At 58.2% G+C, this 24631-nt stretch carries 18 protein-coding genes and 8 pseudogenes; 10 read left to right on the forward strand and 16 right to left on the reverse strand.

The window, feature by feature from the left end:
* Nucleotides 1-43: 43 nt before the first annotated feature.
* The 8 genes from AB4Y42_RS39815 to AB4Y42_RS39850 form a co-directional block, all read right to left on the reverse strand.
* The gene (locus AB4Y42_RS39815; protein WP_368697356.1) at nucleotides 44-757 is read right to left on the reverse strand and encodes a transposase; all 714 of its coding nucleotides are present in this window, start codon (nucleotides 755-757) and stop codon (nucleotides 44-46) included.
* A 219-nt stretch (nucleotides 758-976) separates the two neighbouring features.
* On the reverse strand, nucleotides 977-1177 hold the full coding sequence (locus AB4Y42_RS39820; RefSeq protein ID WP_368697357.1) for an integrase: 201 nt from the start codon (nucleotides 1175-1177) through the stop codon (nucleotides 977-979).
* Nucleotides 1178-1262: 85 nt separating this feature from the next.
* Entirely contained in the window at nucleotides 1263-1985 is a 723-nt protein-coding gene (locus AB4Y42_RS39825) for a tyrosine-type recombinase/integrase (RefSeq protein WP_368692196.1), read from the reverse strand.
* Nucleotides 1978-2928, reverse strand: a complete 951-nt coding sequence (locus AB4Y42_RS39830) for a tyrosine-type recombinase/integrase (RefSeq protein ID WP_368692195.1) — start codon at nucleotides 2926-2928, stop codon at nucleotides 1978-1980. Before AB4Y42_RS39830 ends, AB4Y42_RS39825 begins: the two co-directional genes overlap by 8 nt.
* The gene (locus AB4Y42_RS39835) at nucleotides 2925-3779 is read right to left on the reverse strand and encodes a site-specific integrase (RefSeq protein ID WP_368697371.1); all 855 of its coding nucleotides are present in this window, start codon (nucleotides 3777-3779) and stop codon (nucleotides 2925-2927) included. Before AB4Y42_RS39835 ends, AB4Y42_RS39830 begins: the two co-directional genes overlap by 4 nt.
* The gene (locus AB4Y42_RS39840; protein WP_368697372.1) at nucleotides 3685-4182 is read right to left on the reverse strand and encodes a site-specific integrase; all 498 of its coding nucleotides are present in this window, start codon (nucleotides 4180-4182) and stop codon (nucleotides 3685-3687) included. The genes AB4Y42_RS39835 and AB4Y42_RS39840 overlap by 95 nt, the downstream gene beginning before the upstream one ends.
* 100 nt (nucleotides 4183-4282) lie before the next feature.
* Nucleotides 4283-4510, reverse strand: coding sequence for a hypothetical protein (locus AB4Y42_RS39845; RefSeq protein WP_368697358.1), 228 nt, complete (start codon nucleotides 4508-4510; stop codon nucleotides 4283-4285).
* Nucleotides 4511-4867: 357 nt separating this feature from the next.
* Entirely contained in the window at nucleotides 4868-5851 is a 984-nt protein-coding gene (locus AB4Y42_RS39850; RefSeq protein WP_368692193.1) for an AraC family transcriptional regulator, read from the reverse strand.
* A 214-nt stretch (nucleotides 5852-6065) separates the two neighbouring features.
* Here AB4Y42_RS39850 and AB4Y42_RS39855 point away from each other — a divergent pair, with 214 nt between their 5' ends.
* The 4 genes from AB4Y42_RS39855 to AB4Y42_RS39870 all read left to right on the forward strand — a co-directional run bounded on the left by AB4Y42_RS39855 (nucleotide 6066) and on the right by AB4Y42_RS39870 (nucleotide 9541).
* A complete protein-coding gene (locus AB4Y42_RS39855; RefSeq protein WP_368692972.1) occupies nucleotides 6066-6584 on the forward strand; it encodes a transposase in 519 nt (172 codons plus the stop codon).
* A complete protein-coding gene (gene tnpB, locus AB4Y42_RS39860; RefSeq protein WP_094296838.1) occupies nucleotides 6560-6913 on the forward strand; it encodes an IS66 family insertion sequence element accessory protein TnpB in 354 nt (117 codons plus the stop codon). Before AB4Y42_RS39855 ends, tnpB begins: the two co-directional genes overlap by 25 nt.
* Nucleotides 6914-6944: 31 nt before the next feature.
* Nucleotides 6945-8525: an IS66 family transposase gene (locus AB4Y42_RS39865; protein WP_368692971.1), complete on the forward strand. Its 1581-nt coding sequence runs from the start codon at nucleotides 6945-6947 to the stop codon at nucleotides 8523-8525.
* Nucleotides 8526-8623: 98 nt separating this feature from the next.
* A complete protein-coding gene (locus tag AB4Y42_RS39870; RefSeq protein WP_368697359.1) occupies nucleotides 8624-9541 on the forward strand; it encodes an alpha/beta hydrolase in 918 nt (305 codons plus the stop codon).
* Nucleotides 9542-10033: 492 nt separating this feature from the next.
* Here the strand turns inward: AB4Y42_RS39870 and AB4Y42_RS39875 are convergent.
* Nucleotides 10034-10397 (reverse strand): annotated as a pseudogene (locus AB4Y42_RS39875) (group II intron reverse transcriptase/maturase); the annotation flags it as partial.
* A gap of 564 nt (nucleotides 10398-10961) precedes the next feature.
* Here AB4Y42_RS39875 and AB4Y42_RS39880 point away from each other — a divergent pair.
* A pseudogene (locus AB4Y42_RS39880) lies at nucleotides 10962-11156 on the forward strand (transposase); the annotation flags it as partial.
* Between the two features lie 44 nt (nucleotides 11157-11200).
* Entirely contained in the window at nucleotides 11201-11791 is a 591-nt protein-coding gene (locus tag AB4Y42_RS39885) for an IS5 family transposase (RefSeq protein ID WP_368697360.1), read from the forward strand.
* A 207-nt stretch (nucleotides 11792-11998) separates the two neighbouring features.
* Here the strand turns inward: AB4Y42_RS39885 and AB4Y42_RS39890 are convergent, their stop codons facing one another.
* The 3 genes from AB4Y42_RS39890 to AB4Y42_RS39900 all read right to left on the reverse strand — a co-directional run bounded on the left by AB4Y42_RS39890 (nucleotide 11999) and on the right by AB4Y42_RS39900 (nucleotide 16389).
* Complete coding sequence (locus AB4Y42_RS39890; RefSeq protein ID WP_368692661.1) at nucleotides 11999-13096, reverse strand: OpgC domain-containing protein; 1098 nt, start codon at nucleotides 13094-13096, stop codon at nucleotides 11999-12001.
* Between the two features lie 311 nt (nucleotides 13097-13407).
* Entirely contained in the window at nucleotides 13408-14694 is a 1287-nt protein-coding gene (locus AB4Y42_RS39895) for a cytochrome P450 (protein WP_368692660.1), read from the reverse strand.
* Nucleotides 14695-15222: 528 nt separating this feature from the next.
* Nucleotides 15223-16389, reverse strand: coding sequence for a porin (locus AB4Y42_RS39900; RefSeq protein ID WP_368692659.1), 1167 nt, complete (start codon nucleotides 16387-16389; stop codon nucleotides 15223-15225).
* 932 nt (nucleotides 16390-17321) lie between these two features.
* Here AB4Y42_RS39900 and AB4Y42_RS39905 point away from each other — a divergent pair.
* Nucleotides 17322-17521, forward strand: a pseudogene (locus tag AB4Y42_RS39905) (transposase); the annotation flags it as partial.
* A gap of 146 nt (nucleotides 17522-17667) precedes the next feature.
* Here the strand turns inward: AB4Y42_RS39905 and AB4Y42_RS39910 are convergent.
* Nucleotides 17668-17799 (reverse strand): annotated as a pseudogene (locus AB4Y42_RS39910) (transposase); the annotation flags it as partial.
* A gap of 112 nt (nucleotides 17800-17911) precedes the next feature.
* Here AB4Y42_RS39910 and AB4Y42_RS39915 point away from each other — a divergent pair.
* Nucleotides 17912-18463: pseudogene (locus tag AB4Y42_RS39915) on the forward strand (transposase); the annotation flags it as partial.
* 473 nt (nucleotides 18464-18936) lie between these two features.
* Here the strand turns inward: AB4Y42_RS39915 and gspD are convergent.
* Nucleotides 18937-21117, reverse strand: a complete 2181-nt coding sequence (gene gspD / locus AB4Y42_RS39920) for a type II secretion system secretin GspD (protein WP_368697361.1) — start codon at nucleotides 21115-21117, stop codon at nucleotides 18937-18939.
* A gap of 823 nt (nucleotides 21118-21940) precedes the next feature.
* On the opposite strand from gspD, the pseudogene AB4Y42_RS39925 reads away from it, so the two are divergent.
* Nucleotides 21941-23070 (forward strand): annotated as a pseudogene (locus AB4Y42_RS39925) (IS3 family transposase).
* A 127-nt stretch (nucleotides 23071-23197) separates the two neighbouring features.
* Here AB4Y42_RS39925 and AB4Y42_RS39930 read toward each other — a convergent pair.
* Nucleotides 23198-23359: pseudogene (locus AB4Y42_RS39930) on the reverse strand (nitrogenase-stabilizing/protective protein NifW); the annotation flags it as partial.
* A pseudogene (locus AB4Y42_RS39935) lies at nucleotides 23356-23628 on the reverse strand (IS630 family transposase); the annotation flags it as partial. The pseudogenes AB4Y42_RS39935 and AB4Y42_RS39930, both read right to left, overlap by 4 nt.
* Before the next feature lie 375 nt (nucleotides 23629-24003).
* Here AB4Y42_RS39935 and AB4Y42_RS39940 point away from each other — a divergent pair.
* Entirely contained in the window at nucleotides 24004-24261 is a 258-nt protein-coding gene (locus tag AB4Y42_RS39940) for a hypothetical protein (protein WP_368692657.1), read from the forward strand.
* The last annotated feature ends 370 nt before the right edge of the window (nucleotides 24262-24631 follow it).

Genomic DNA, 24631 nt, shown 5'->3' on the forward strand with positions numbered 1-24631 from the left:
AGCGCCGAACACCGATTCCGGAATTCCCCGAAACCGTTCGACTTCAAGCGAAACGGCTGTTCACCTTCCTCCGGAAACCCTGTTCGACTTCAACCGAAATCCGTGTTCGGCTTCGCCGAAATACGCACCAGGAGAGGTACTTGTTGCCGTTTTTGGCATTGCCTTCGCCTTTCTTCCTGCCGTTCGAGACGCGCCTGCTTTCTACGCACCGACAGTACGAGCTGAACTGGCCGACAGTGCGAAAGCGGGTTATGGTGCCGGTCTCCAGCATGATCGTGGTCGCGAGTGTGACTCCGATACCAGGCGCAGTTTTGAGGATCGCGAACTCGGGACGCAGTTTTACTTCGCGATGAAGTTTCGACTCGATTACCCTGATCTGTGCTTGCAGAGTGTGCACGACAGCGAGGTTTGCCGCCAGGGCAGTCTCGATATGGGGCGGCAAACCTAGTGAAGTTACGGCCGCGCTATCGAGATGGCGGACCTGCTCTGCGTTGAGGCGCAGATTCAGCTGCCGGGCCAGGATGTTCTCGATACTGAGGGTGTTCAGCGTGCTCTGCTGTACGAGTTGCATGCGCTTGCGAGCGAGATCACGCAGGCCTCGCTCCTCCGGCGGATAGGTGTAGCCTTCTGGCAGCAGCCCAAGGCGGAAGATATGGGCGAGAAACACAGCATCTCGTTCATCGCCTGCGTACTTCAGGCCCTCGTACTGCTTGATGGCGGCGGTATTTGCCAAATGGACGACAAAGCCCGCGGCCATCAAGCCATCGACAAGCCAGTACCAGTTAAACGTTCTATAGAAACATTTCTATAGAACCTATTATGGACGCCCCGGGATTATGCATGCTTTGCCGTTGAGTGGAGCGGAGCGCACGGCGTGGGTTCCGATATAAATCGAATTATGGACCGTGCCGCGCGCGTATTTGAGTTCTTGAGCAATGCAGGGTTCAGTTAGCGAATCGTTCTTGGCCGTGCATAATCACAAGCCCTCGAGAAACTGCAGTACGCGGTCAGTGGGCCTGTATCGGTGTTGCCTGCTGTGAGGTAATTGAAGCGTACTGAGGGCTCTTTCCTTCATTGCCAGGTCCGCCTCGATGTACATGTGCGTGGTCGCTGGGTTCTCGTGACCGAGCCACAGCGCAATGACCGTAAGGTCAACGCCAGCCTGAAGCAGGTGCATGGCAGTCGCGTGCCGAACCAGGTGCGGTGAGATGCGTCGGCCCTTGAGTCCCACGCAATGAGTTGCCGCAGCCTCGTAGGCGAGGTTAAGACGATCCGGTTATTCCGGTTCGCGTCATCGGTCCGCCTGAGCGATTTGGAAAGAGCCACTGTCCGGGTGAAGCGTCAATCTGCCGAAGCCAGAGCCGGATCTGGTTTGCGGTGCTGCGCCAGAGCGGGACCGCACGTTCTTTGCGGCCCTTGCCGTGAAGACGTACAGAAGGGCTTCGATCCAGCTCGACGTCGGCGACGCGTATGCCGATGAGTTCGGATACCCGAGCGCCGGTGTTATAGAGGGTCGCCAACATCACGCGATCGCGCTGGCCGCACCATGTGTTGGGGTTAGGTGCATCGAGCAAGGCGCATATTTCTTCTCGGGAGAGGAAGCGGACCAGCGGGCGCTCATAACGTTTCATCGGGATCGCGAGCACCTGCTGAATTGTGCCCAGCGACTCTGGTACTCGGGACGCAGCATAGCGCAGAAACGAGCGAATGGCGGCAAGCCGAAGGTTGCGACTACGGATGCTATTGTGGCGGGCCGCTTCGAGGTGGTCGAGGAACTGAAGAACCAGGGGTGCATCGATGTCGCTGAGTTCCAGGCGTTCAGGTCTCCGATGCAATCGCTGTTCTGTAAATTGGAGCAGCAGCCTCATGGTGTCTCGGTAAGCCGCTACCGTTCGCGGGCTCGCATTACGCTGTTGTATCAGGCGCTCCATAAAGAACTGCTGCAGCAATTGCGGAAACGTCGGTGATGGGTTCGGGTCAAGCATGATTGCCTCCTTGAGCGAAGTGCTCGAAGCGATCGCCTGCGATGGTCATCAGCTCAGGTATTGCCGTTACATACCAGAACGTGTCGGTGACCTGGGTATGTCCGACGTAGGTGGAGAGCACCAGCATCGCATTACCGACATCGATCCCCTCCTGATACCAGCCGATAAGACGTCGGCAGATAAAGCTGTGCCTCAAGTCGTGGATGCGCGGGTGCGGGTGACCTCCCCGGGCTTGCCATCCGAGCTGGACTCGAAGACGGGCGAAGGCATATGCGATCTGCCGATAGTTCACTGGCCTTCCGCAGTCGGACACGAAGAACGCTTCGGTCGTCGACGCGGGCAGCCTTTTATCCCGAATACAGGCATAGGCGCGGAGGGCTTCGGTGGTGGTCGGATGTAGAGGAACCTGGCGGGCTTTACGAAACTTGCTCTGACGAATCGTGAGGAGGCTGCGTTCGAGGTTGACGTCCTCGCGCCGAAGTGCCAACGCCTCCGAGATGCGCAAACCCGTGGCCGCGAGCAGACCGAAGACGGTTTCACAGGTAACTGGACGCAGGCCACCCGTGGGCGGAAGTTGTCGAGCAGTATCCAATAACGTCTCGATTTCCTCTTCCGAATAAATATGCGGTGTCAACCGTCGGTATCCTGGTCCACAGAGTCCGGAAGATGCAATTTCGGTGGCGGGATCGAACTGCAGGCGGTACTTGGCAAATGGGCTCAAGATCTTCAACCGACCTGCCCTGGTGGCGGCTGTGGAGCGGCTGGACGAACAGGCCCAACGCAAAGCCAGTTCCACCGTGATCGGACCGCTGTGGCCAATTTGATCAGCGAAGCGTGCAAAGCACATCAGACGCTGTTCCTCACTTTGAAGAGCAAAGCCAAGTCGCCGCCGGCGTTCAAGATAGCACTCGACCAGAGACACCATCGTTGGGGCGGCCTTCATGTTCGTCTCCCAGGCCAGGGCAATGCAACGGCGTTGAGCCGGGGCAGATCGACTTTGAGATAGATCGTCGTCGTGTTGACGCTGCGGTGGCGCAGTAGATCGGCGATGTCCTTGAGACTCGCCCCTTCCCTGAGTAACCTCGAAGCGACAGAATGGCGGAGCACGTGGGTTCCAGTCCACCGCTCAGCCTGGCCGCACCGGGCGTAGGCGCAGCGTACGGCGTTGCGCACGAGGCTCGGCCCTACCGGTTCATCGCGCGGAGCGCGGTGGCGTACAAACAGTGCGCGGCTAGCCGTGCTGGGGCGCCCGAAGCGGAGGTAGTCGGAGATCGCTCGCCCCGTCTCCACAGGCAACGGCAGAAGAGTTGTGCGCTTTGTTTTCGCTTTCGCAATCCGGAGCGTGCCTTCTCGCCAGTCCAGGTCATCGAGCTGGATAGACGCTACTTCGCTTGCTCGCAGACCCAGGTCCACGAGACAGCGGACGATCGCGTAATCGCGCCGGCCGGTCGGACGCGTACGATCGAACGATTTCACCAACGCCGCAAGTTCTGAATCGGTAAGAGAATCCGGCAACGCCGCGAGGCGCCAGTAAGCAACTCTGGGGACTGCAGAAATAAGGGGTTCGGTAGGATCTCCCTGTATTCGACGGAAACGCAAATAACTTCGCAAACAGTCGCCAATGATTCCCGCAGTCCGGGGTTGACAGCCTTCGGCGCGATCAGTCACGAATCGGTAGATGTCATCGGGCTTAATGCGTTCAAGCGCACGGCCCCCACCCAAACCGGGCAAGGAGGAATTCACGCACGTAGCGCAGACGGTAAAGGCGCGTTGCCGATGCCAGACCCTGAACATCCTTGAGATACGCGTCAAAGTGCTGAAGCTCATCGTGTACGAACCTGGAAGCCGGCACTGACCTCGGCGGAATGATGCCCTCCGCACGCAACATGCGAAGCAGATTACGGAGCGCGCGGCGAAGGTTAGCGAAGGTGCGTGGACTTGGCTTGCAGCAGTGGCAGACCGGAAGGTGCACCGTAAGAAAGCGATGTAGTGCCGCCTCATCGATGTGATCAAGCGGGATGCGCTGCGAAGTCAGCCACCGCCCGAAGTGCGACGCGCATTGCAGGTAGTTCCCTACAGTAATGCCCGCATATCCGCGTCGGACCAGGTAGTCCTCGAAAGCCCCAACGACGGGTTCGAGTGCGCCGTACCGTGCACGTTTGCACGCGACGACTTCAGACACGACTTTCCTGATCATGATCGCTCTCCTGAGTGACGGCGGTGAAGCCGTCTGAGAAGAGCAGTATCTGTTATGGAAAGTCAATCGATGGTGAGGCGCTACCAGGCATCCTGAGGAATTAGGCGTCGCACCTCGGAATGCCCGCCAAACCGTGCATAATCCCGGGCCGTCCATAATACGTGGATTCCAACACGCCCCCTTGCAGGTCCTCGTGGAATGGCGCGAGAACCGCGATGATTGATGACAGGTCATTGGCCAGTCGCTTGCAATAGAGCACCCGGTCCTGATCGTCGATCACGGCGACCACCGCGTTATTCGAGTGCAGATCAATGCCGCTATACTTCATTTCAGCCTCCTGAACGGGTCGGTTGAGCTTGGCATCTCAACTGTAGACCCTGGCCGCCCCTTCTTTGGGCGGCCAGGAGGCCTTTCAATGATTATCACCGCGCGGTACCGGAACCGAACCGCCGTTGTCCGCCAGGAAGCGCCGTTCAGTATCGCCTGGAAATTGTTATTCAAACGCCGGCTTCACTTGAATACCGGCCTCTGGGATGGCGAAGTGCCACCGGCAGCTACGGGTTCGCGTCGATCACCAAACTTCAGCGGTTGCACCCGACGCGGCGAAAAATCGTCGTGAGGTTGACCGTCACCCGTGAGACGACTATCGGGTCGTCCACTCAACCTCGCGCCAACCCGGGCAAACTCAGTTGGCAGCGCATTTTCGCCACTGCATCGGCGACATCTCGTATCTTCCCTTGAACGCCCGGCTAAATGCTGCCTCCGACTTGTAGCCCACGCGATTCGCGACATCGGATATCGGTGCGCGGCTATACCGCAACAATTCCGCGGCCCGGTCCAGGCGCCACGTCGTCAGGTAGCTCAGCGGCGCTTGTCCTACCACCCGTTGCAACCGGTCCGCGAAAGCCGACCGGGACAGATTCGACAACGCTGCGAGGTCGCTGACGGTCCATGCGCGGCTGGGGTCCGCGTGAATGGCAGACATCGCGGGATTGATGCGGGCATCGATCGCGCCGGAGAGCCAACCCAGACCGACTCCGCCGTCCGTCGCCCAGGTGCGCAACAACTGAACAAAGATGACGTCGGGAAGTCGCGAGATCATCGCGGCGGCGCCCGCGCGCGGATTCAACGCCTCGTCGAGAATGAAATGGCAGCTCAGGTCCAGCCATTCGAAAGGCCGTTCCCGCAGCCCCTTGAGGATCAGGATCGGCGGCAGCATGGACAGCAAGCGTTGCGACAACACGCCGTCGAAACCGAAGTCCCCACACAGCCAGGTCGTGTCTCCCGTTCCGAGCGTCAGGCGCTCCCGGTCGTAGTGCTGCCGCGCAAGGTCAGCGAGAAGCTTGGCCGGGCGCCCCGGGCGGTCAGCGATGACGTGCCCATGGCCATGCATCAACATGATCAGGTCACCCTGGGAGGCCGTATATCGCTCCTTGTTCCCCTCTACTTCTATCGAGACGTTCCCGCTTCTGACAATGCGCAGGCGGCATTTGCCTGAGGGAAACCGCATGCCGAAAGGCGCCGACGCCGCGCAGGTGAAGACCGTATTGCCGCGCACGCGAATCAACTCCAGCACGTCCGAAAAAGCATCGCGCTGGAAGGCAAAGGGGTCTGCCCGAACATCCGAATCTATCGGCGTTTCAGCAAATAAATCCGGCCTTTGTGCCATGTCACGTCCTCGTTGGATCATTATCATGGACGCATCATTTACGCGGAATGGTTCGGATGTCAAAGATTATTTTTCGACCGCATTGTGGCGTCGGAATTTATACGAAGGGAATTTCATGTTCGATTTCAATCGTAAGCGATCCACTATCGACGTCTACCCAACAGCACTCTGAGCGAGGAGCATAGGTGTCCACCTATTTGTGAGGTGGACACCTATGGCTGACAAAGACTCAGAGCTGAGAGTAGTTCGGCAAAGCAGCGACGGCCGTCGCCGCTACGATGAAAATGGCAAACGAGCATTGATCGAGGCGGCGTTACGCCCCGGCGTCTCGGTGGCCCGCATGGCGCAAGAGCACGGGATCAACGCCAACCTGCTGCGCAAGTGGATCACGAAATACCTGATGGAGCGCGAGAAAGGCGTCTCGCCGACGCCGCAGGATAACGGCGACGACTACTTGCCGCATTCGGGTGATGCGACTGACAGCCTGGCGATCGATCCTCCGAGTTCTCACCAACTCGTCGTTGCCGCGGCACCACCACCTGCGTTCGTACCTGTCGTTGCGGTACCGCCTGCGGCCACACCGCCGCCCCCATCGATGACGCTCACGCTGCATGTGCATCTCTCGAACGGTGTCGAACTCGAACTGGGCAAAGCCATCGCGACCATTGATGAACTGACAACCCTGGTTCAGATCCTTGGGAGGATGCCGTGTTCCGGTTCGACGACAATCTGAAGGTGTATCTGCACCGCGATCCTGTCGACTTCCGGTACGGCATGAACAGCCTGTCGATTCTCGTTGAACAGTCGATGCGCCTGAATCCGATGGACTCGTCGCTTTACATCTTCGGAAACCGGCGTCGCGACAGGATCAAGATCCTTGGCTGGGACGGCAGCGGTTTCTGGCTGATGATGAAACGATTGGAGGCCAGCCGTTTCATCTGGCCCGACAACAAGGCTGAGGTCGTGACGATGACGACCAACGTGCTGCACGCACTGCTCGATGGCGATGACATCACTACAATTCGACGACATCCGAAGCAGGAATATCTGCGTGTGAGCTGAACAGGCAGACGGTGTGCTGGTCTAACCCAGCATGCCGGTCAACGTCACGATCACCGCCGACGAACTGAAAGAGCTGCTCGCCGAACGCGATGCCGCTCGTGCGTTGCGAGAAGAACAGGAGGCATTACGCGGCGCCCTGCGGCTCGTGACAGCGGAACGCGATCTCGCCGAGGAACGACTCCGGGCCTACCGTCACGAGTTGTTTGGCGCAAAGAGCGAGGCACGAGATTCGGATCAACCCGGCCTGTTCAACGAAGCCGAGGTGCTCGGCGCGAGCAGCTCACCTGCTCAGGAAGATACGCCAGAATCGACGGTCGGCGCACATACGCGCAAGAAGCGGGGCCATCGCAAGCCGCTTGATCCCAACCTGCCGCGCGACGTGGTGCGGCACGAGCTGCCTGAGGCTGAACGCTTCTGCATGAACGATGGTCACGCGCTCGTCGAGTTTGGCGTGGAGATCAGCGAGCAGCTCGACGTGATTCCGGAGCAGCTTCGCGTGATCCAGCACCAACGCGTCAAATATGCGTGTCCGTGCTGCGATCTCGGCATCAAGGTGACGCCGGCGCCGCCTCGCATCATCCCTCGCGGCCTGTTGAGCGAATCGGCGCTTGCATGGATCGCCGCCGGCAAGTATCAGTTCGGGATGCCACTGTATCGCCAGGCCGGTCTGCTACGCCGCTTCGGCGGCGACATCTCGTCGAACACGATTGCTGCGAGCATGGTCCGTGTGGGTCTCGGAACGCAACCCGTGATCAACCTGATGCGCGATGCGTTGCTCGATGCCGAGCTGATCTACTGCGACGAGACGACACTCCAGGTGTTGAAGGAAAAGGGCCGTCGACCGCAAACGAAGAGTTATCTCTGGGCGCAGATGACCGATTCGGGCGTGCCCATCCGATGCTTCACCTATACACCGGGGCGTGGCACCAGGTTGGCCGACAAGCTGTTCACCGGGATCCGCGAGGGCGCGGTCATGATGACCGATGGCTACGAGCCCTACAACGACATTGCCCGGCGTCACCAGCTCGTGCACCTTGGATGCTGGGTTCACCTGAGACGGTACTTCGTCAAAGCAGAGGACAGCGTACCAAAGGCTGCCCGAACGCCCGATCTGTTGGCGACGCGCTTCATCAAATTGATCGGCAAGCTGTTCGCGGCCGAGACGCGCAGTACGACGTGGAGCGCACAGCGACGACAGCGGTTGCGACGACGATACAGCGCGCGCGTACTCAATGCCATCCACGCGCTGATGCTCGAGCAATCGCCCGGCGTCGTACCGAAAAGCCTGCTCGGCAAGGGACTGACTTACCTGCGCGCGCAGTGGCCCAAGCTCATCCGTTACGTCGAGAACGGCGACTGGCCTATCTCGAACAACGCTGTTGAGAATGCGATTCGACCACTCTGCGTGGGGCGCCGCGGATGGCTGTTCTCGGACACCGTCGGAGGCGCGAACGCGAGCGCCAATCTCTATACGCTCGTCGAAACCTGCAAAGCAAACAGCATCGATCCCTACCGGTACCTCACCTGGCTGTTCCAGCGCCTGCCTATGGCGAAGACCGTCGACGACTACGACGCGTTGCTTCCCTGGAAAATGCCGGCCGACCTCCGCTGACCCGCATCACTACCACACCTCACGCGCTCCGCCACCTTACTCTGAGGGGCGTCGTTCGTGGATCGCATACTTTCAATCAAGGTAAGACCCGGATGCAGATGTCGAAGCTCCTTTGCTGCTCGATGATGCTTGCCGGCCTGATCACGGCTGGTCCGGCCTCCGCGCAGTCCGCTGGTTCGGGGGGCGTGCCCGATGTGCCGCCGACCAGCGCAGCGTCGCCTGATCCCGGCGCGCAGCCTGTTTCTCATCCGAAGACGGTCGTGTTCATTCACGGCATGTTCATGACGCCCAGGGCCTGGGACAAGTGGCAGGCGTATTTCCAGCAGCAGGGCTACACCACGATAGCGCCGGCATGGCCGCTGCACGTTGGTCCGATCAGGCAGCAATGGACGCCGGAAGCCCAAGCCGAACTGGGCAAACTGACGTTGGATCAGGTCATCGAGAGCTACAGGGAAGTGCTGCGCCAGTTGCCGGAGAAGCCCATCGTGATCGGCCACTCCATGGGCGGCCTGGTGGCTCAGAAGCTGTTGTCGGAAGGGTTGGCGGCGAAGGCCGTGGCGATCGATTCGGCGCCGCCGTCGGGGCTGATCGTATTCAGGGGGTCCTTCATCAAGAGCAACTGGGCGGTGATCAACCCCCTCGCGGACATCAACCAACCGGTGGCGCCATCGTTCGGCGACTTCCAGTATGCCTTTTCCAATTGCTTGCCGCAGGACGAGGCGCAGGCGCTATACCAGGAGCATGTGGTACCCGAGTCACGTCGGGTGGGACGCGGAACCAGCTCGGAAGTCGCGAAGATCGATTTCAGCAAGCCGCACGGACCACTGCTGATCATTGCCGGCGAGGACGATCACATCATCCCGGCCGCGCTGAATCTCAAGAACTTCAAGAAATACAGCGACCCCTCCTCGGTGACGGACTTCCATCAGTTCCCGGGCCAATGCCATGGGCTGACCGTGGACAAGAATTGGCAGGATGTTGCCGGTTACGTCAAGGATTGGCTTGGCGCCCATTGAGTCGGGATGACGTCGCGCGCGGCGTAGTGCTGGCCGCCGTCCAGCAACGATTCGCACCACGCCAGCGCAGCCTGTTGAATGGCTCTTTGGCCTTCCCCGTTCTCCCGGATACCTCCCCTGAGCCGACGTATTCCGGAGAGCGCGGAGGATGCCACCAGACCGTGCGTCGACGATCGTAGTTGCCCTGGATTTGCCATGCTAACCGAGCGGCAAGTGACCGTTGCACCCCAAAAGCAGCCCCTACGGTACCAGGGATCGACTGGCTGCAACGGGTCGTCGGATAGGGGTAGGAAACGGCGATCGCCGTCCCCTCCCTCCGAACCCGGTGTGCAGTTTTCCCGCGACGGGCTCTCCAGTCAGTTGTTTCCACATCGGGATTGGCGCGCCAATCGAAGGGCCTCGGACATCGTGAACAGCCCAAGATCAGCGAAGAAGGCATTTGGCCATCGAGTGTGATCGCGAAGGCATCGACCCTGACCCGGACGGTGAAGCTGGGATGCCCAGCTCGCGCTCGCCACCATCCGGTTTCGGAATCGTCACCCGTCGCACCGGCATCGGCCGGTACGCCCCCCCCCAGCAGTTGCTCCCGTATTGCCGGCCAGGCTGTCACCAGGTGTCGCGCAGTCTGGTCAATGTCCAGCCCGTCGACACCCGGCGCACCCTTGTTGGTCCGCACCCGTCTAAGCGCCTGCCGCAGGTTCTCTCTCGTCAGCGCTGCTTCCAGCAGCGCCGATCCTGTGTCTCTCGTCTCATGCCGCGAGCCACAGGCTTCGTCGCTCCCGGCTTCACGCGCAGCTTCACCGCGCGCTGCCACCGCTCGCGCGGGCATCTGACGCATTGCCTGTTGCGTCGGCATGTCGTTAAACACTCCTTCCCGTTCGGTCCTTCGCCACCAGCTTCAGCCTCACCGGCCTGTCCTGTGACTACTATGACCTCTGCTGAGACCTCGCTCCGGTTCGACACCGTCGCCCTTTCAGGCAAGAGGCGAGGCGTCCCCAGGTAAGAACGCACTCCTTCATCGCACAACCGCCGCATCTACGCCGCTTCGCCTTGATCACGAGAGCTTTGCGGTTTCATGCCCGCTCGCCCTGCTCGGCAGCGCCTTCTATGCAGTTCTTGTTCATCGGCTCGCGATTTACGCTCCACGCTTCCTCCCCACACTCGGTCGCCCTCATGCAGTTGCGCTTCACTTCATTCGCCGTGGTCAGCTTATGGTGGGACTTGCACCCGCAGGAGTGCGCCCATGCTGGGCGCACACGAAAAACGACCCGGCCGCGCATGCGACCGGGTCGTCAAGTCCCGCCCCTCGCGTTACTCCGTTCGGCACCTTAAGAGACCATTTCAAAAAGACCCCAAGGGGGCTGTTAACCTTTTCGGCAAGCTGTTAACCTTGGTCGTCTGAACAACTGGAACCAAGGGGATGGGCGCACCGATCATTGATGACGAACTGTGGGCATTGATCGAACCTTTGCTACCGCCGCCGAAGCCGCGTCGCAAGAAATACCCGGGGCGGCTTCCGATTTCAGACCGGGCTGCGCTGAACGGCATCCTGTTCGTATTCAAGACCGGAATACGCTGGTGCGACCTTTCAACCAAGCTGGGATTCGGATCGGGGCCGACCTGCTGGAGGCGTTTGCGCGACTGGCAAAAGGCCGGCGTGTGGAGCGCGTTGCACGAGTTGCTGCTCGCCAAGTTACGCGAGGCCGGCGAACTCGATTTCTCACGGGCAGCGGTCGATTCATCCTCGGTGCGAGCCGTTGGGGCGGGCGAAAAACTGGCCCGAACCCCACCGATCGCTCGCGACCAGGTTCGAAGCATCACATCCTCGTCGACGCCAACGGCGTGCCCATCAGTGCAATCCTGACTGGCGCGAATCGTAACGACGTTACCCAGTTGCTGCCGCTCATTGACGCGATCCCGCCCATTCGCGGCGTACGCGGCCGACCGCTTCGCAAGCCCAAGGTCATCTACGCAGATCGCGGCTACGACTCCGAGCCGCATCGTGAGCGGCTTCGTGCGCGCGGTATCGAACCGGTGATCGCCAGGCGCCGTACGGAACACGGTAGCGGACTCGGCAAATTCCGCTGGGTGGTCGAGCGGACTCACGCATGGCTGCACAATTTTCGTCGTCTTCGCATTCGCTTTGAGCGTCGAGCCGACATTCACGAGGCATTCCTTAAACTTGGTTGCTCGCTCGTCTGCTGGAACATCTTCAGACGTGCCGAGCAGTCTTTTGGAAACGGTCTCTAAAAAAGACCTTAACTGAACGGCATTACCCTTAATGCCGCGGCTTTCCGACATGGCATCAACGTTTAGTGCAAAGTGAGCCACATCACCCCCGAGCCGTGCGCGGGGCTTCTGCGAGGAGAATCAGCGAAGCATTATTCAGTCCCAGCTCAAACTCAAGAGCCGCAAGGAACCGGCTTTGCGCATGATGCTATCCGACGGCTAATGGGTCTACAGGCGGAGCCTTTTCCTCAAGCGTGTCGTCTGCGCGCGGGCCGGCAGGCTCGCGAGTGAGGCAACGGCAAATACGGACAGGATTGCCACTGCGTCCGCAGCGAGACCCAGCGACACGTCATGCTGGCCGCCGGTTGTCCTGGCCAACACGGCATCGGCGCTCAGCGAAACTACGGTGCCGGCGACGAAGCACGGCAGGCTCCTGCGGCCGATCGCTCCGACCCACGGTGCCCTGTCAGCAGCGTGTCGTATCCAGCCACGGCGGACGAGATCGGCGACCAGCCACGCCAGCGCGATGAAATTCACCGCGCGCGGCCATTCGAGGTCCCGCTTCATGATGCCCGGCGTTGAGGGCTCGATCCTGAGCTTGTAATAGGCACCAGAGGCGATGATCGCGATCGCTGCAAGCCACGCGATCCAGCCGAAGCGCGCGGAATTGATGTGTTGATAAACGGGCTGACAGCGCGCGAGTGCGCCGAGCACAAATACCAGTTGCCAGGCGAACGGGTTGAAATCCCATCGGTTGTTCGGTGCGGCGGGAAGATACCAATATAAAGTTCCCGCGACCACCCAGAGCCCAAACGATAGCGCTACAAGTAGCCACGGGCGCTCGCGCGCGAGCGGTACCATCACCGGTGCTGCCAGCGCGAAGAGTACGTACATCGGCAGCACCGACGCAAGATATGGTTGACGGCGTAACAGCACGATATCGCACAGCACCGTTGCCGGCGACGCAATCAATTGCTGCAGATCGCGTGCCGTTTGCGGCGTTTCGATGTGGAACGCGCGCAAGACAGCGCTCGCCAGCAGCAGTAAGCCAGCCGTGAAAAGAAATGCCCGATAGATCACCCACGCTCGTTTGACAAACCACCTACGCGCGGCCGCTTTGTCACGGTACGCTGCCAGAGCCGTCCACGCGGTCGCTGTCGAGTAGCCCGCGAGAAACACAAACACTTCAGCAGCGTCGCAAAGTGCATACGTGTGCAACGTAATGTGCGACACGACGCTGCCGCTGACGTGATCGACGACAATGATCAGCAATGCGAGACCGCGGAGAAAATCGAGTTCCGGAAGCCGGGAGGTCGATGAATGCATGGAGTATGGATGGTGCGAGGGTGGAGCACTCACGGGCTGAGCGCTCGGGTGCAAACAGAAAGCATGGAGGAAATTTCATTACAGAATGGATTCGCCATCATGAAGAGAGAACGAGCTGCCACACTGCTGCCGACGTAGTGTCTTGGAGGCTGAATTTTGCCCCCTAATATGCCCAATATCATTGGGCTTTGCGAACCGCATCAGCTGGCATCTGGCCGGCCGGCGCAGGGCTTCGCTCTTGCTAGCCGCGCAAATATTTCTTCGACCACGTAGACATGAAGTCTTCTATGCGCGTAATATTGCGGGTTGTGTTATTGCAACATGCAGCGAACGGGAAGGTGTTTCGGTCCACAAACGAAGTTTGACTCCATGTATTCGATCTCACCCACTAGCTCAGCGCGTTGCAATCTCGGAATCAGCTCATCGAACAGAATCCGCATCTCCATGTGCGCGAGATGTTGACCAAGGCATACGTGGCCGCCGACACCGAAGGCGATATGTGGGTTGGGTCTGCGATCAATATTGAATGTGAATGGCGAAGGGAAGACTTCTTCGTCGCGATTAGCCGAGCCATAGCACAACATCAGCCAATCTCCCTTGCGAATTTTTCGACCTCGGATATTAGTGTCGGCAGTCGCTGTACGCATGAAATGATGAACCGGCGATGCGAATCTAAGGCATTCATCGATAAACTGTGGAATGAGCGATCGATTTGCCTGAAGCTGTGGTAGCAACTCCTTAAAGCGGCACAATGCCCACATTGCGACCGACGTGGACGACGACACTGTATGATGTCCTGCGGCAGCGATAATTACGTAATAGCCGAGGCGGGTTACGTCATCGATAGGCTGCCCATTGATGACCGCGTTGGCTAGCAAAGTCGCGACATCATTGCGCGGGTCCTTCCGGCGCGCTTCGTTTAAGCTTTCGAAGTACTCCCTGAAGTCGTCAACTACAGACAGGAGCGCCTTGCCCGTCGCGCTGCTCGCGTCGCCTTGGCGCAACGTGTCGCGTGTGTATTCGGCGTCCTCACTCCCGAACATCTCGTAAGTTAGTGCATGTATGCGAGGAAAATCCTCCTGAGGGACGCCGAGAATATCCATGATTACGTGCAGTGGGTACTGCGACGCGAATGTGCCTGAAAAATCGATCACCTTTCCGTTGTGTTGCTGCAGCTTCTCGACCATCGTACGGGCTAGCGATCTAATACGGTCTTCAAGCTTGAGAATACTGTTCGGCATGAACCAGGATTGAGTCAGCGCGCGTAAACTTTTGTGTTCTTCGCCGTCGATGTGCACGAGCGATCGAACAATGTTCGGCGAACCGGTCGCGGACATAATATGCTCGATCGATGCTTTAGGGCGACACACGACAGAATAATCTCCATTGTGGAATAGAGAATTATTCCGTGAGATCATAGAGACGTCGGCGTGTTTTGTAATCACCCAAAACGGGTCATGCCCGTCAGCCGTCGCTCTCCCGACGGGGTTGTTTGCGCGTGCCCAACTATAAATTTCGTGGAGGCCATCGATGTCCGTGTGGGACTTCGGATCGACGATGCGGTTCGCTATTTCCCTTGGTAGGTAATATTTTTGCATTCTGTTGAAGTCCAGGTGAGGTTCGTGTTAGTGGACGCGCGGCACGAACAAGCGTCTACGCGCGCGATGATCCAGTCTGCTAACGTAGAGAGCTCCTTTCAGTTGATGCTTGCCGATCGATTTAACTCTATCGCAGGCGTGTGCTCCCTGTGGGTGGTGATTGGTGTGGTGGCTGTCCATTTGCGTCTGGCGTATCTAATTATAATATTATGATTTCTCATGTCATCCTTAATTCAGATCAACATTGTCCGTTGATATCGACGATATTACGGATACGCGGCGGAACGTATGAAAATTAATGCGCGAGTTGTAGTCTCCTGTCGAAGTAAAGATAATTAACTGGTGTGATGGTTTTCGCCAGCTTAACCAATAAGACGCAACGCCGCTCAGGATGTCAGGAACTTCAGAAAATTTAGTCACGGATCGAAAGTGGGGGCGCGACTCGCCAACGCTGGCAGCGTCAGTCGGGTCATTTGCGAGGATCGATCGGTGCTGTGAGTCGTTGCATTGCAGCATGTTTAGCTCTATTCAGAACTTTTGACGGATCGCGGCGCGAGCAAGGATCTGGCGATTGCTGGATGAGTCACCCACATTCGCGACGCTTGCAATAGCGGGGACCCCACGAGACGATGTTCCAGATGCTTGTTGCCAACCGATTTCGAAATAGACGTCGGTTCGCTTGGATAAAAAGTAGTCTGTTGAAATCGCTACTTGGTTGAAGTGCTGGTTTCCGAGTATATGTCCCGAAACGTCTTGAATGCCATTCGATTGCAAGTAGTCGTATGATGCTGCGACTGTCCACGCTTGGCTGAAACGATACATTATTCCGACATCGTAGTTGTTGAATATGACTGTTCCGTCCAGATGAGACAGGGCGAGATTCGCGTATTGAACATTAGAGAACGATGCTGCCACGATGACTGGGCCGATTGTGTAGTTGGATGCTACGACTACAGACTGGTACGCTTGGGCGGAGCCATATCCACTGTTGATAGCACCTTGAAGAGGAGAGATCCCATTCAAATAGGCAGTAAAAAATCCTGTGCCTGGCGCTGCAGTGGGGTTCTTAAAGTACTCGAATGCTGCCCCCAGTTTCAATGGCCCGTTCACGTAACCTGCACCTACCGAATAACCACTGGTAGATGTGAAGTTACCGGGAATACCACCAAAGCTGTACTCAATTCCGAAGCTCGCGCCGTAGATGTCGGGGCTCATGTATCGGACAGAATTATTCGGTCGAACCGTGTTGGACGCATTGTCCAGATCCCCTGGGTGTCCCGCCGGCGCGCCTCCGACCAGCGCTTCGGCAGTCAGCGGCTCGGGAAAGTAGAAGATCATGTCGTATTGACGTCCAAATGTCAGGCCGCCCCAATTGTCGCTTTTGATACCGATGAAGGCTTGACGACCAAATAGCAGGCCGCCCTGACCAGCCTTACCTTGATTTAGGTTTGCGCCTGACTCAAGGGTGAACGTTGCATGTAAACCGCCACTGAGAACCTCGCTTCCGGTCATGCCCCATCGACTTCCCATGAGGCCGCTAAGCGAGTCAAGCGAAATTCTCTTGCTATCAGCAACGTTGCTTTGGTACATGATGCCTTCGTCGAGAACACCGTAGAGATTCACAGTACTTTGTGCTTGAGCCAAGGATGACGCACCAAATAAAGCCAGAAATATCGACCTTTCCCAACCACGCATAGTTAGGTTTCTAGGGGGCGTGTGAGTGAGAAGCTCAATTTCGCTCGACGACATCTGTCTGCACTGCGCTGCGACGTGCTGCCACGATTGCGCCGAAGTTCGTGTGCTCCAAAATAGAGCGCTACAGCGGAAGAAAGCCACTGTATCGTTGATATGTGCAGTTGCCTCGTTGCATTTTTTGGAGATCATATCTGTGCGATTTAGCCTTTACTGTATGGCGTCCAAGATGTCAAACGGGTTGAGCGCGAGATCGCTTCACATTTCCAGAGCACAGATCGTGCCGACTCAGATTCGTCGGCGAAAAGGAGCCACCAGGCGCAGTGCGACGTCTTCAGGTGGATTGATATCCGATGAAGATTGTCGTGCGGACCGCCGATGTGCGACAGTCGTCATTTCGTTTGTGAGCATTTGGTCAATACGCGACAATTGACATGGGCTGAAGAGCCGTCTATTTGAACAAGAGCCCTCGTAAGAGATCGTGAAGCCGGTAGCGTCCTTGACTAGACGTGTAAAACGGGAGGCTTGTCACGAGTCGCGCTGAACAATTCGTCTCACGAGGGCGGCCGTCATGCCGCGAAGACCACCGGTGCTAAGGGTTGACATACCCCCGGAAGGCAGGGTGTGGGGACGAGGCCGTTGGAATTCCCACGATCTCAGGGCATCGCTCAGACGGTGGTCCAGCGATATCTGTATCGCTTGTGGTTTTACGACGATTCATGCGGCTATCGTCCTGGGCGGCCCGCGCATCAGGCGCCCGACGTGGGCCTGCAGCGCGGCCGGGGCTACGCTTGGGCGCTGGGCCTCGACATCAAGAAGTTCTTCGGTAGTATCGAACTGGGAAATCATAATGCGACAACGAGGCTGAGCAAGGCGAGGCCGGCAACCATCGCAACTGGACCAGGCGCTAGACGGTCAACATGGCAAATGGCGACCTGAATCTGAACATTCTGCGCGATCAGCGGGCGACGTTCGAGCTGCAATTGGTGGCAGTATCAGCGCGGGCGGCCCGGCGTCGACGATTACGTCATCAGCATGTACGCGCGCGGCATGAGCGTGCGCGAGGTTCTGGGCCACTTGCTGGAGTTGTACGAGTTCGAAGTTGTCGCCCGACTTGATTTCGGCCGTCACCGACGAAACGGTGACCTTGATCGCACTTTGATTTCGATTTGGCCATCCAGCATTGGAACGCGCTCTTCCATTCGAGTGAGCCCGAACGGCCTTTTTTCCAGGCGGTGTTATGCACTTTAATGCCCTTTTACCAAGTGCCGCAAAGTGGACGAGCATAAGCGAGGAGAACACGGCGAAGTGGAAGCCAGCCAAGGTTTCGGGCAATCGCTCGCTGTACCTGGCCAGCCGACGCAAGCGGTCGAGCCAGCCAAAGCTGCGTTCGACCACCCGGCGTCGGCCAACGCCACCTTGCCAGGTTGGCCCGTGGCCTGCTGAATCTGACAGGCGAGTTTCCCGACCTGCGCGCGTGTATATATTCGGATATATCGCTTCGATGGATTGCTGCTTACCCATCGATCCCGACTTTGAGACGAAGGCTGCCGATGTGATCGGGCTGTACTTAATCCGCTGTTGCATGCGGTGGTGTTCTGCGTGGACGAGAAGACGGCCATCCAGGCGCTGGATCGCAAGAACCGGATGTTGCCACTCTCGCCCGGGCGCGCCGAGAGCCATGGCTTTGAATAGAAGTGCAACGGCACCCTGAGCCTGTTCGCCGCAGTGAATGTAGCCACCGGTGAGGTGCTGGGTAAAACTGCGCCACGCGATACCGGCACCCAGTTTGTTGCATTCCTCACCGCGGTGGTATCGGTCCAGCCGCGCGGAAAAAAGATTCACGTGATCTGCGACAACGTGAGCAGCCACAAAACCGACGCCGTTCAAACATTTCTGGCTGACCATCCGAAAGTCTCGATACATTGCGCGTGGCGTATTCACCGGCACAAAGGATCTCGATAAAAAGCTCATGCGTTATATACGCCAGTACAACAAGAAGGCGCTCCCGTTGAAATGGAAGTACTCCGATCCATCGCGGCGAATCCGGTGCAATTCATCTGGTTCAATGGACTAGTTGCGCAACAACGCGACGAAATCGCCGCCTATGTTGAGCGGTTGGGTGTTACCACTTCTTTTTGCAACCCTGACCAAAGTTCCGGGAATCGGGGGCAGAACCGCCGCCAGACCCCCACCGAGGTCTTGCACTAACATGAGGTTAGGTAGGTCACGTAGCGACTTACGCTGGCGTCGCATCAGTTACCCGGCGTTCACGCTCATTTATCCGTGGCGAGCACCCGTCCAAGCGCTGCAACAAGGTGCTCGGCGCATTGCTTCTATCGGCCGCCGTGGTGTTTAGACACCTATCTCACGGCCTCTCCGCACGCAAAGTCCAGCACGGCAACGACAGAACCAAGCGCTCATCGCACTGGCGCGGCAACGCTACGACGTTCGGTTCGCCAAACTACGGGACCCTTTACGACCCCGAGTCAGCCCCTAACGCTTGAAGAACTGCATAGGCACCGACATGACAACAAAGCCATCGACCTACTAGCGACGCATCTTGTCGAGATCGAACAGATTCAGGGTTGACCCGCCCTGTCTTGGGCCTACCGGCTTCTGCGGCACCACCGGGTCGTCGTCGTCCTTCATCAAGTTGTTGACCTGCCGATACGCGGCCTGCACACCTTGAATATAGTCGTAGCGGTTTGACGTAATAGCCTGCGCCTTGTCCCGGTCGTCGATGATGACCGGACGCAGGAATATCATCAGATTCGTCTTCCCTCGGCGCTTCTGCTCCGAACGGAACAGCTGGCCGATCAACGGCACGTCGCCGAGCAGCGGCACCTTGCTGTTGCCGTTCGCGTACCTGTCTTGCATCAGGCCGCCGAGCACGATGATCTCGCCATCGTCGGCCAGCACAGTCGACTGCACCGAGCGCTTGATGATCGACACGCCGCCCTGATTGTCCGCCGAGGCCGAATCGACGGACGAGGCTTCGGAATAGATTTGCAGCTTTATGATGCCACCGTCGGTGATCTGCGGCTTCACGTACAACACAATACCGACATCCTGCCGATCGAAGGTGTTGAATGCGGTAACGGACGTCGCGGCATTCGCGGTCGGCGTGGCGTATGAACCCGTCACGAGAGGCACGTTCGAGCCAACGACGATCTTCGCCTCTTCGTTATTGAGTGCGATGAGGTTAGGTGTCGATAGGACGTTGGCATCGCTCGACTCCGACAGCGCCTGCAACAGGCCACCAAGACCGAACACGTCGCCGAAGCGGTGCAACAAGCCGACGTTTAGGCCGTTGTTCAGCAGGTTCGTGCCCTCCTTCGCGAGCGCTGCGGCCGGGTCGTCCGCGATGATGGCTCCCTGCGCGGTCAGGTTCACGATGCCCTGGCTTCCATTAGAATTGAAGTTGGAACTTCCGTAGAGACCGTTGTTTCGACCATTCGACAGCAGCGCACCCTGCCACTGGATGCCGAGATTCGCGTTTGTCGTCGCCGACAGTTCGACGATTAGCGCCTCGATATATATCTGCGCGCGGCGGACGTCAAGCTGATCGATCACGCTGCGCAGATTGCCGTAGACGGCGTCCGACGCGGTAGTGATCAACGAATTGGTCTCCGGATCGGCCTGAATCATCCAGCCGGGCTGATTCTCTTCAATGTCACCGCCTTCCTTTTCGCCAAGAAACGCCGCGTTGTTGCCTTGACTGTCGTTGTTGCCGCCGCCTGCAAGCCGATTGCTTCCCATCGACGAGAATGACGAACCGCCCTGAGAGCCGCCTGGCAGTGGCGGCAAGGCCGGTGTGCCCGTCGACGAGTCCATGTTTCCTTGGTTGAACGAGTTCGCGGCATGACCGCCCCCTCTGGACATCGAATCATGGCCGCCCTTGCCGAGCATGCCGCGCAGCGTCTTCGCAAGACGCACGGCATCCGCGCCCCGCAGCTGCACAACGTGGATGTTACCGGGACGCCCAGTTGCCGCATCGAGATGCTTCGCCAGAAACTTTGCCGCCGCGAGGCGCGCTGCGTTCGACGCACGCAGCAATAGCGCATTCGTGCGCGGATCAGCCTGCACCAAGACCTTCAGCGTCGCATCCGCATTTCCGATCGCCCCAGGGTCAAGCATCTTGGTCATCTGGGTCGCAACGTCGATCGAATTCGCGCTCTTCAGTTGTACTACCTGTACCTGCTGGCCGGCCGCAGAATCGACGCCCTCGATGATCTGCGCGATGCGGCGGACATTATCTGCATAGTCGGTGACGACGATCGTATTATTTGATGGATAAGCCGCAACCATATTACTCGGCGAAATGAGCGGACGCAGCACCGGCAGCAGGTTGTTCGCCGATTCGTTCCTAAGGCGGAAGATCTGAGTGACGACCTGATCGCCGTGTGCCGAAGGCGCATTTCCGATGTACGTCGGCACACCCTCCGCTTTCGCATCCGCTTCGGGCACGACCTTCAGCACACCGTGATCCTGCACCAGCGAGAAACCCTGCATTCGCAGCGCAGACTGCAGAGTTTTCAATGCTTTGTCCTCCGAAACAGGGCGCTCAGAGACGAGATTTTGCCGCCCTTCGACGCGCGGGTCCACAATGATCGTCTTCCCTGTCGCCGCGCCGATTGCCTTGGCGACCTGATCAATGCCGGCATCGACGAAATTGAGCGTCACATCTGCCCGAGCGGTATGGGCAGCAATCAATCCAGTCAGCAGCAACGCAGTTGCGCGGCGGGATCATGGCCGCCACATTACGGCGTGGCGACGATGTGCGGAGTCAAGAGGCCTTGGCAGACCATGGAACAGCGCGGCCATCGGCTCCATCATCACGGTGAGGCTGCTGAGCTGCTGAGCCGATTCCGATCACCACCAGTTCGGTGAACTGCGTCGTCACATATGCTGACCGTCGCTACGCAGACCACCCTGACGGGGACTGCTATTGCGAGACCGCCCTGGCACGCTCAGAACCGCTTCGAAGCAGACAGGGCCATCCTTGACAAGGCGCTACCGACAAGAAAGGTGGTAATCCAGCGCGGCCGTCGCATCCGTTCTCCTGCTCGCGAACATAAACGCATCCGAGGCGGCTGAGCACGCTCGTAACGGGCCGCGACAACTCGGCGCAACGCTGGAGTCAACAAATCGACGCTTCGATCAAGTGCAAACCCAGTGGCACCGCAATCAGCGTGGACGGCGTTCGACTCCGCACTCGCACCTAGCCCCGTAGCAACAACGCACGAATCGTAACAGCGCAAGTTCGTTTCGTATAAGCCGCTATTTCTTTTGGATGCATCAAGCTGATTTATGAGTCGCGGTTCCGCCGAAAGCGACCTCACGTTGGCAAGCGCGGCTGAGTTAAACGGGGGTTATGCTCTTTCGAGCAGACCTGATACCCTGGCGGGATGAAAAAAGCAGCCACTACTCAACCGATGTATCGGATGAAGAGTGGTACTTCGCCGCTCCGTAGCTAGACTTCGGACAAGGTCGGTAAGTGGAACGGTCGGAGCCTGAGCTGGTCATAGGGACCACCAAGAGGAACCCAAAGATGGCAAAAAGAAGCCGCCGGTCGCATAGCCCGGCATTCAAGGCAAAGGTAGCGCTGGCAGCCCTGATGGGCGACAAGACGCCGGCAGAGCTGGCGCAGCAGTACGACGTTCATCCGAACCAGATTACGGACTGGAAGAAGCAGCTGCAGGAGCGCGTGTCGGAAGTGTTCGAGACGGGCAAGTCGACGACGGGTGAGCCACAAGTGGACGTCAAGGTGCTCCACACCACGCGAAGATCGGCCAGTTGACGCAGGAGAACGATTTTTTAAGCGGAGCGCTCAGCAAGGCGGGGCTGAGCGGAAAGCGATGATCGACCGTGCACACGCACTGCCGATTGCGCAACAGGCGCGACTTGCGGGGATCGCCAGATCAAGCGTCTACTACCAGCCTCAACCGGTCAGCAAGACGGAACTGAAACTAATGCGCCGCATCGACGAGCTGCATCTTGAGTTCCCGTTCGCGGGAGCGCGCATGCTGGCGCGTCTGCTACGGCGTGAAGGCATCAAGGTGGGACGCCGGCACGTCGGCACGCTGATGAAACGCATGGGCGCGAAGCGCTGTACTGCAGGCCGAACACGAGCCGCGACAAGCAGCACAAGATCTGGCCGTATCTGCTGCGAGGAATGACGATCAACCGTGCCAATCAGGTGTGGGCGCTCGACACCAGCTACATCCCGATGGCGCGGGGCTTCATGTATCTGACTGCTCTGGTGGACTGGGCCAGCCGAAAGGTATTGGCACATCGTGTGGCGATCACGCTGGAAGCGATCCATGCGGTCGAGGCGCTTGAAGAGGCATTCGCGAAATACGGCCAGCCTGAAATCGTCAACACCGACCAGGGCAGCCAGTTCACCGCGACCGCTTCTACAGACGCGGTTCTGGATCGCGGCATCAAACTGTCCATGGACGGCAAGGGAGCCTGGCGAGACAACGTGTTCGTCGAACCTGGCGAAGCGTCAAGTATGAGCAGGTGTACCTGAAGGCATACGAGTCGGTCAGCCACGCCCGGCGCTCTATCGGCGATTACATCAATCTGTACAACCAGAGACGACCTCATTCGAGTCTGGAAGACCGCACGCCGGATGAGGCATACTTCGCGACGCTGCCTGCGATTAAATCGGCAGCATGAACGCCCCGGTGGTTCCACTTAACAATCTTGGGACCCTGTCCGAACAAGCGAAGCCACCTCTGTGCATCAAGGGAGGAGTTGCATCGTGACGACTCATACAAGTACCAATATGATTCGCCCACCGACATCAATTGTTAGGCCGAACCGGCAGGGATTCAAGCAGGCTATCAAGTGAGATATGCCGCTTTCCGTCTGCTTCCTGAAGAACCTTGAACACCTTTTGCTCAGCGGGCGTGGAGATGACAAAGTCGTTGTACGCAATCAGCAGAAGATTTCGATATGCTGTGTAATCAGGCCGAACCAGCGTTCAACCTGATTCAACCAGCTTGAGTAGGTCGGCGTGAAGTGCATGTGGTAGCGCGTATGCCTGGCCAGCCATGCCCCGACCTTCGGATGCTTGTGTGTTGCATAGTTGTCGACGATCAGATGCACATCGAGATCGGCAGGCACTGCCTGGTCCACATGCCTGAGAAACGCCAGGAATTCCTGATGTCGGTGGCGCGACTTACATTGCGCAATGACTTCACCCGTTGCCGTATTGAGCGCGGCGAACAAAGTAGCCCTTTATCGACGCGGACTCATCGCACCGCCACCGCAAGATGCACCGAACTTCGTTGCGCACATCCAATAATCAGAACCAGCCGAGCGCAAATAATGCCACGCGGTAAGCGAGACTACTGAGAAGTAGGCCATCAAATTAATTTATGTCTGCGCTTATATTGATCGGCGTAGGTCTGTTTTCTGCATTTTATCAATGAAGCACAGTCGGTATAAGAGATGCGCGCAAATCTATGCGCCTACGGAGCCAACGCATGGTTTCGTTCAAACAAGGGACGGGGTAGCCTAACGTATTTGACGACACAATTGCGACACGATGACTCATCTAGAATAGCCAATAGACTAAATTCTGTTATGTAAACCTTAATGACTGGAATGAAATGCATCGCAATTTTCATCAAGCTCAACACCAGTTGTCGGCGCAAAACACTGCATGTGATCGCCATCATGGAAGAATCTTCTGCCGGGACGATGGCAAATGGCAGTCGGCACGGCGTTAGCGCCGACCAAGTTTTAGCTGGCAAGGAACCTCGCGAAGACACCTGGCCGCTAGCACAAGCTGCTGAGCCAGTCCTGCCGGCATTGGTGTTCTCGGCCGCCATCACGACCTCTCCAGTTGTAACACGCCGTTAGCAAGGGGACGCTGGAGAAGAAACTCCTAGCGTGGGTGATCGGAGAGGACGTTCGAAATACTTGTTCCGACGCTCACGCATACTGCCACGGAACGACCCCGTTCGACCGACTGGCTGAATGGCCAGCGCGTCGCCGTGGTAGATGATGCCAGGGGATATCAAGACCACTCCATCGGATCAGGGCAAGGTGCGGAGAACGTTTCCTGCGCAGTGGCCCGGTCTCCAGCTCCAGAGAGGTCACTGGCCGAATTTCGCTATTTAGGAGCACCCCTCCTAGGGTATCCCGGCGGCGGCCGAGTGCACTGGGTGGGTTGATTGACTGAAGGCCGCGAAGGCCGCGCCACGTATTGGCGTCGTCCGGGTTCATTTTG

This window comes from Paraburkholderia sp. EG286B (genome assembly GCF_040965655.1).
Classification (GTDB): domain Bacteria; phylum Pseudomonadota; class Gammaproteobacteria; order Burkholderiales; family Burkholderiaceae; genus Paraburkholderia.

What these genes read in the sequence shown, in the direction of transcription:
- AB4Y42_RS39900 (WP_368692659.1), bottom strand. Translation starts at nt 16,389, where the DNA reads ATGCGTGGTTGGGAAAGGTCGATATTTCTGGCTTTATTTGGTGCGTCA.
- AB4Y42_RS39835 (WP_368697371.1), bottom strand. Translation starts at nt 3,779, where the DNA reads ATGTTCAGGGTCTGGCATCGGCAACGCGCCTTTACCGTCTGCGCTACG.
- AB4Y42_RS39855 (WP_368692972.1), top strand. Translation starts at nt 6,066, where the DNA reads ATGGCTGACAAAGACTCAGAGCTGAGAGTAGTTCGGCAAAGCAGCGAC.
- AB4Y42_RS39865 (WP_368692971.1), top strand. Translation starts at nt 6,945, where the DNA reads ATGCCGGTCAACGTCACGATCACCGCCGACGAACTGAAAGAGCTGCTC.
- AB4Y42_RS39940 (WP_368692657.1), top strand. Translation starts at nt 24,004, where the DNA reads ATGAAATGCATCGCAATTTTCATCAAGCTCAACACCAGTTGTCGGCGC.
- AB4Y42_RS39845 (WP_368697358.1), bottom strand. Translation starts at nt 4,510, where the DNA reads ATGAAGTATAGCGGCATTGATCTGCACTCGAATAACGCGGTGGTCGCC.
- AB4Y42_RS39815 (WP_368697356.1), bottom strand. Translation starts at nt 757, where the DNA reads ATGGCCGCGGGCTTTGTCGTCCATTTGGCAAATACCGCCGCCATCAAG.
- AB4Y42_RS39890 (WP_368692661.1), bottom strand. Translation starts at nt 13,096, where the DNA reads ATGCATTCATCGACCTCCCGGCTTCCGGAACTCGATTTTCTCCGCGGT.
- AB4Y42_RS39825 (WP_368692196.1), bottom strand. Translation starts at nt 1,985, where the DNA reads ATGCTTGACCCGAACCCATCACCGACGTTTCCGCAATTGCTGCAGCAG.
- AB4Y42_RS39895 (WP_368692660.1), bottom strand. Translation starts at nt 14,694, where the DNA reads ATGCAAAAATATTACCTACCAAGGGAAATAGCGAACCGCATCGTCGAT.
- AB4Y42_RS39820 (WP_368697357.1), bottom strand. Translation starts at nt 1,177, where the DNA reads ATGCACCTGCTTCAGGCTGGCGTTGACCTTACGGTCATTGCGCTGTGG.
- AB4Y42_RS39830 (WP_368692195.1), bottom strand. Translation starts at nt 2,928, where the DNA reads ATGAAGGCCGCCCCAACGATGGTGTCTCTGGTCGAGTGCTATCTTGAA.
- AB4Y42_RS39840 (WP_368697372.1), bottom strand. Translation starts at nt 4,182, where the DNA reads ATGATCAGGAAAGTCGTGTCTGAAGTCGTCGCGTGCAAACGTGCACGG.
- AB4Y42_RS39870 (WP_368697359.1), top strand. Translation starts at nt 8,624, where the DNA reads ATGTCGAAGCTCCTTTGCTGCTCGATGATGCTTGCCGGCCTGATCACG.
- AB4Y42_RS39850 (WP_368692193.1), bottom strand. Translation starts at nt 5,851, where the DNA reads ATGGCACAAAGGCCGGATTTATTTGCTGAAACGCCGATAGATTCGGAT.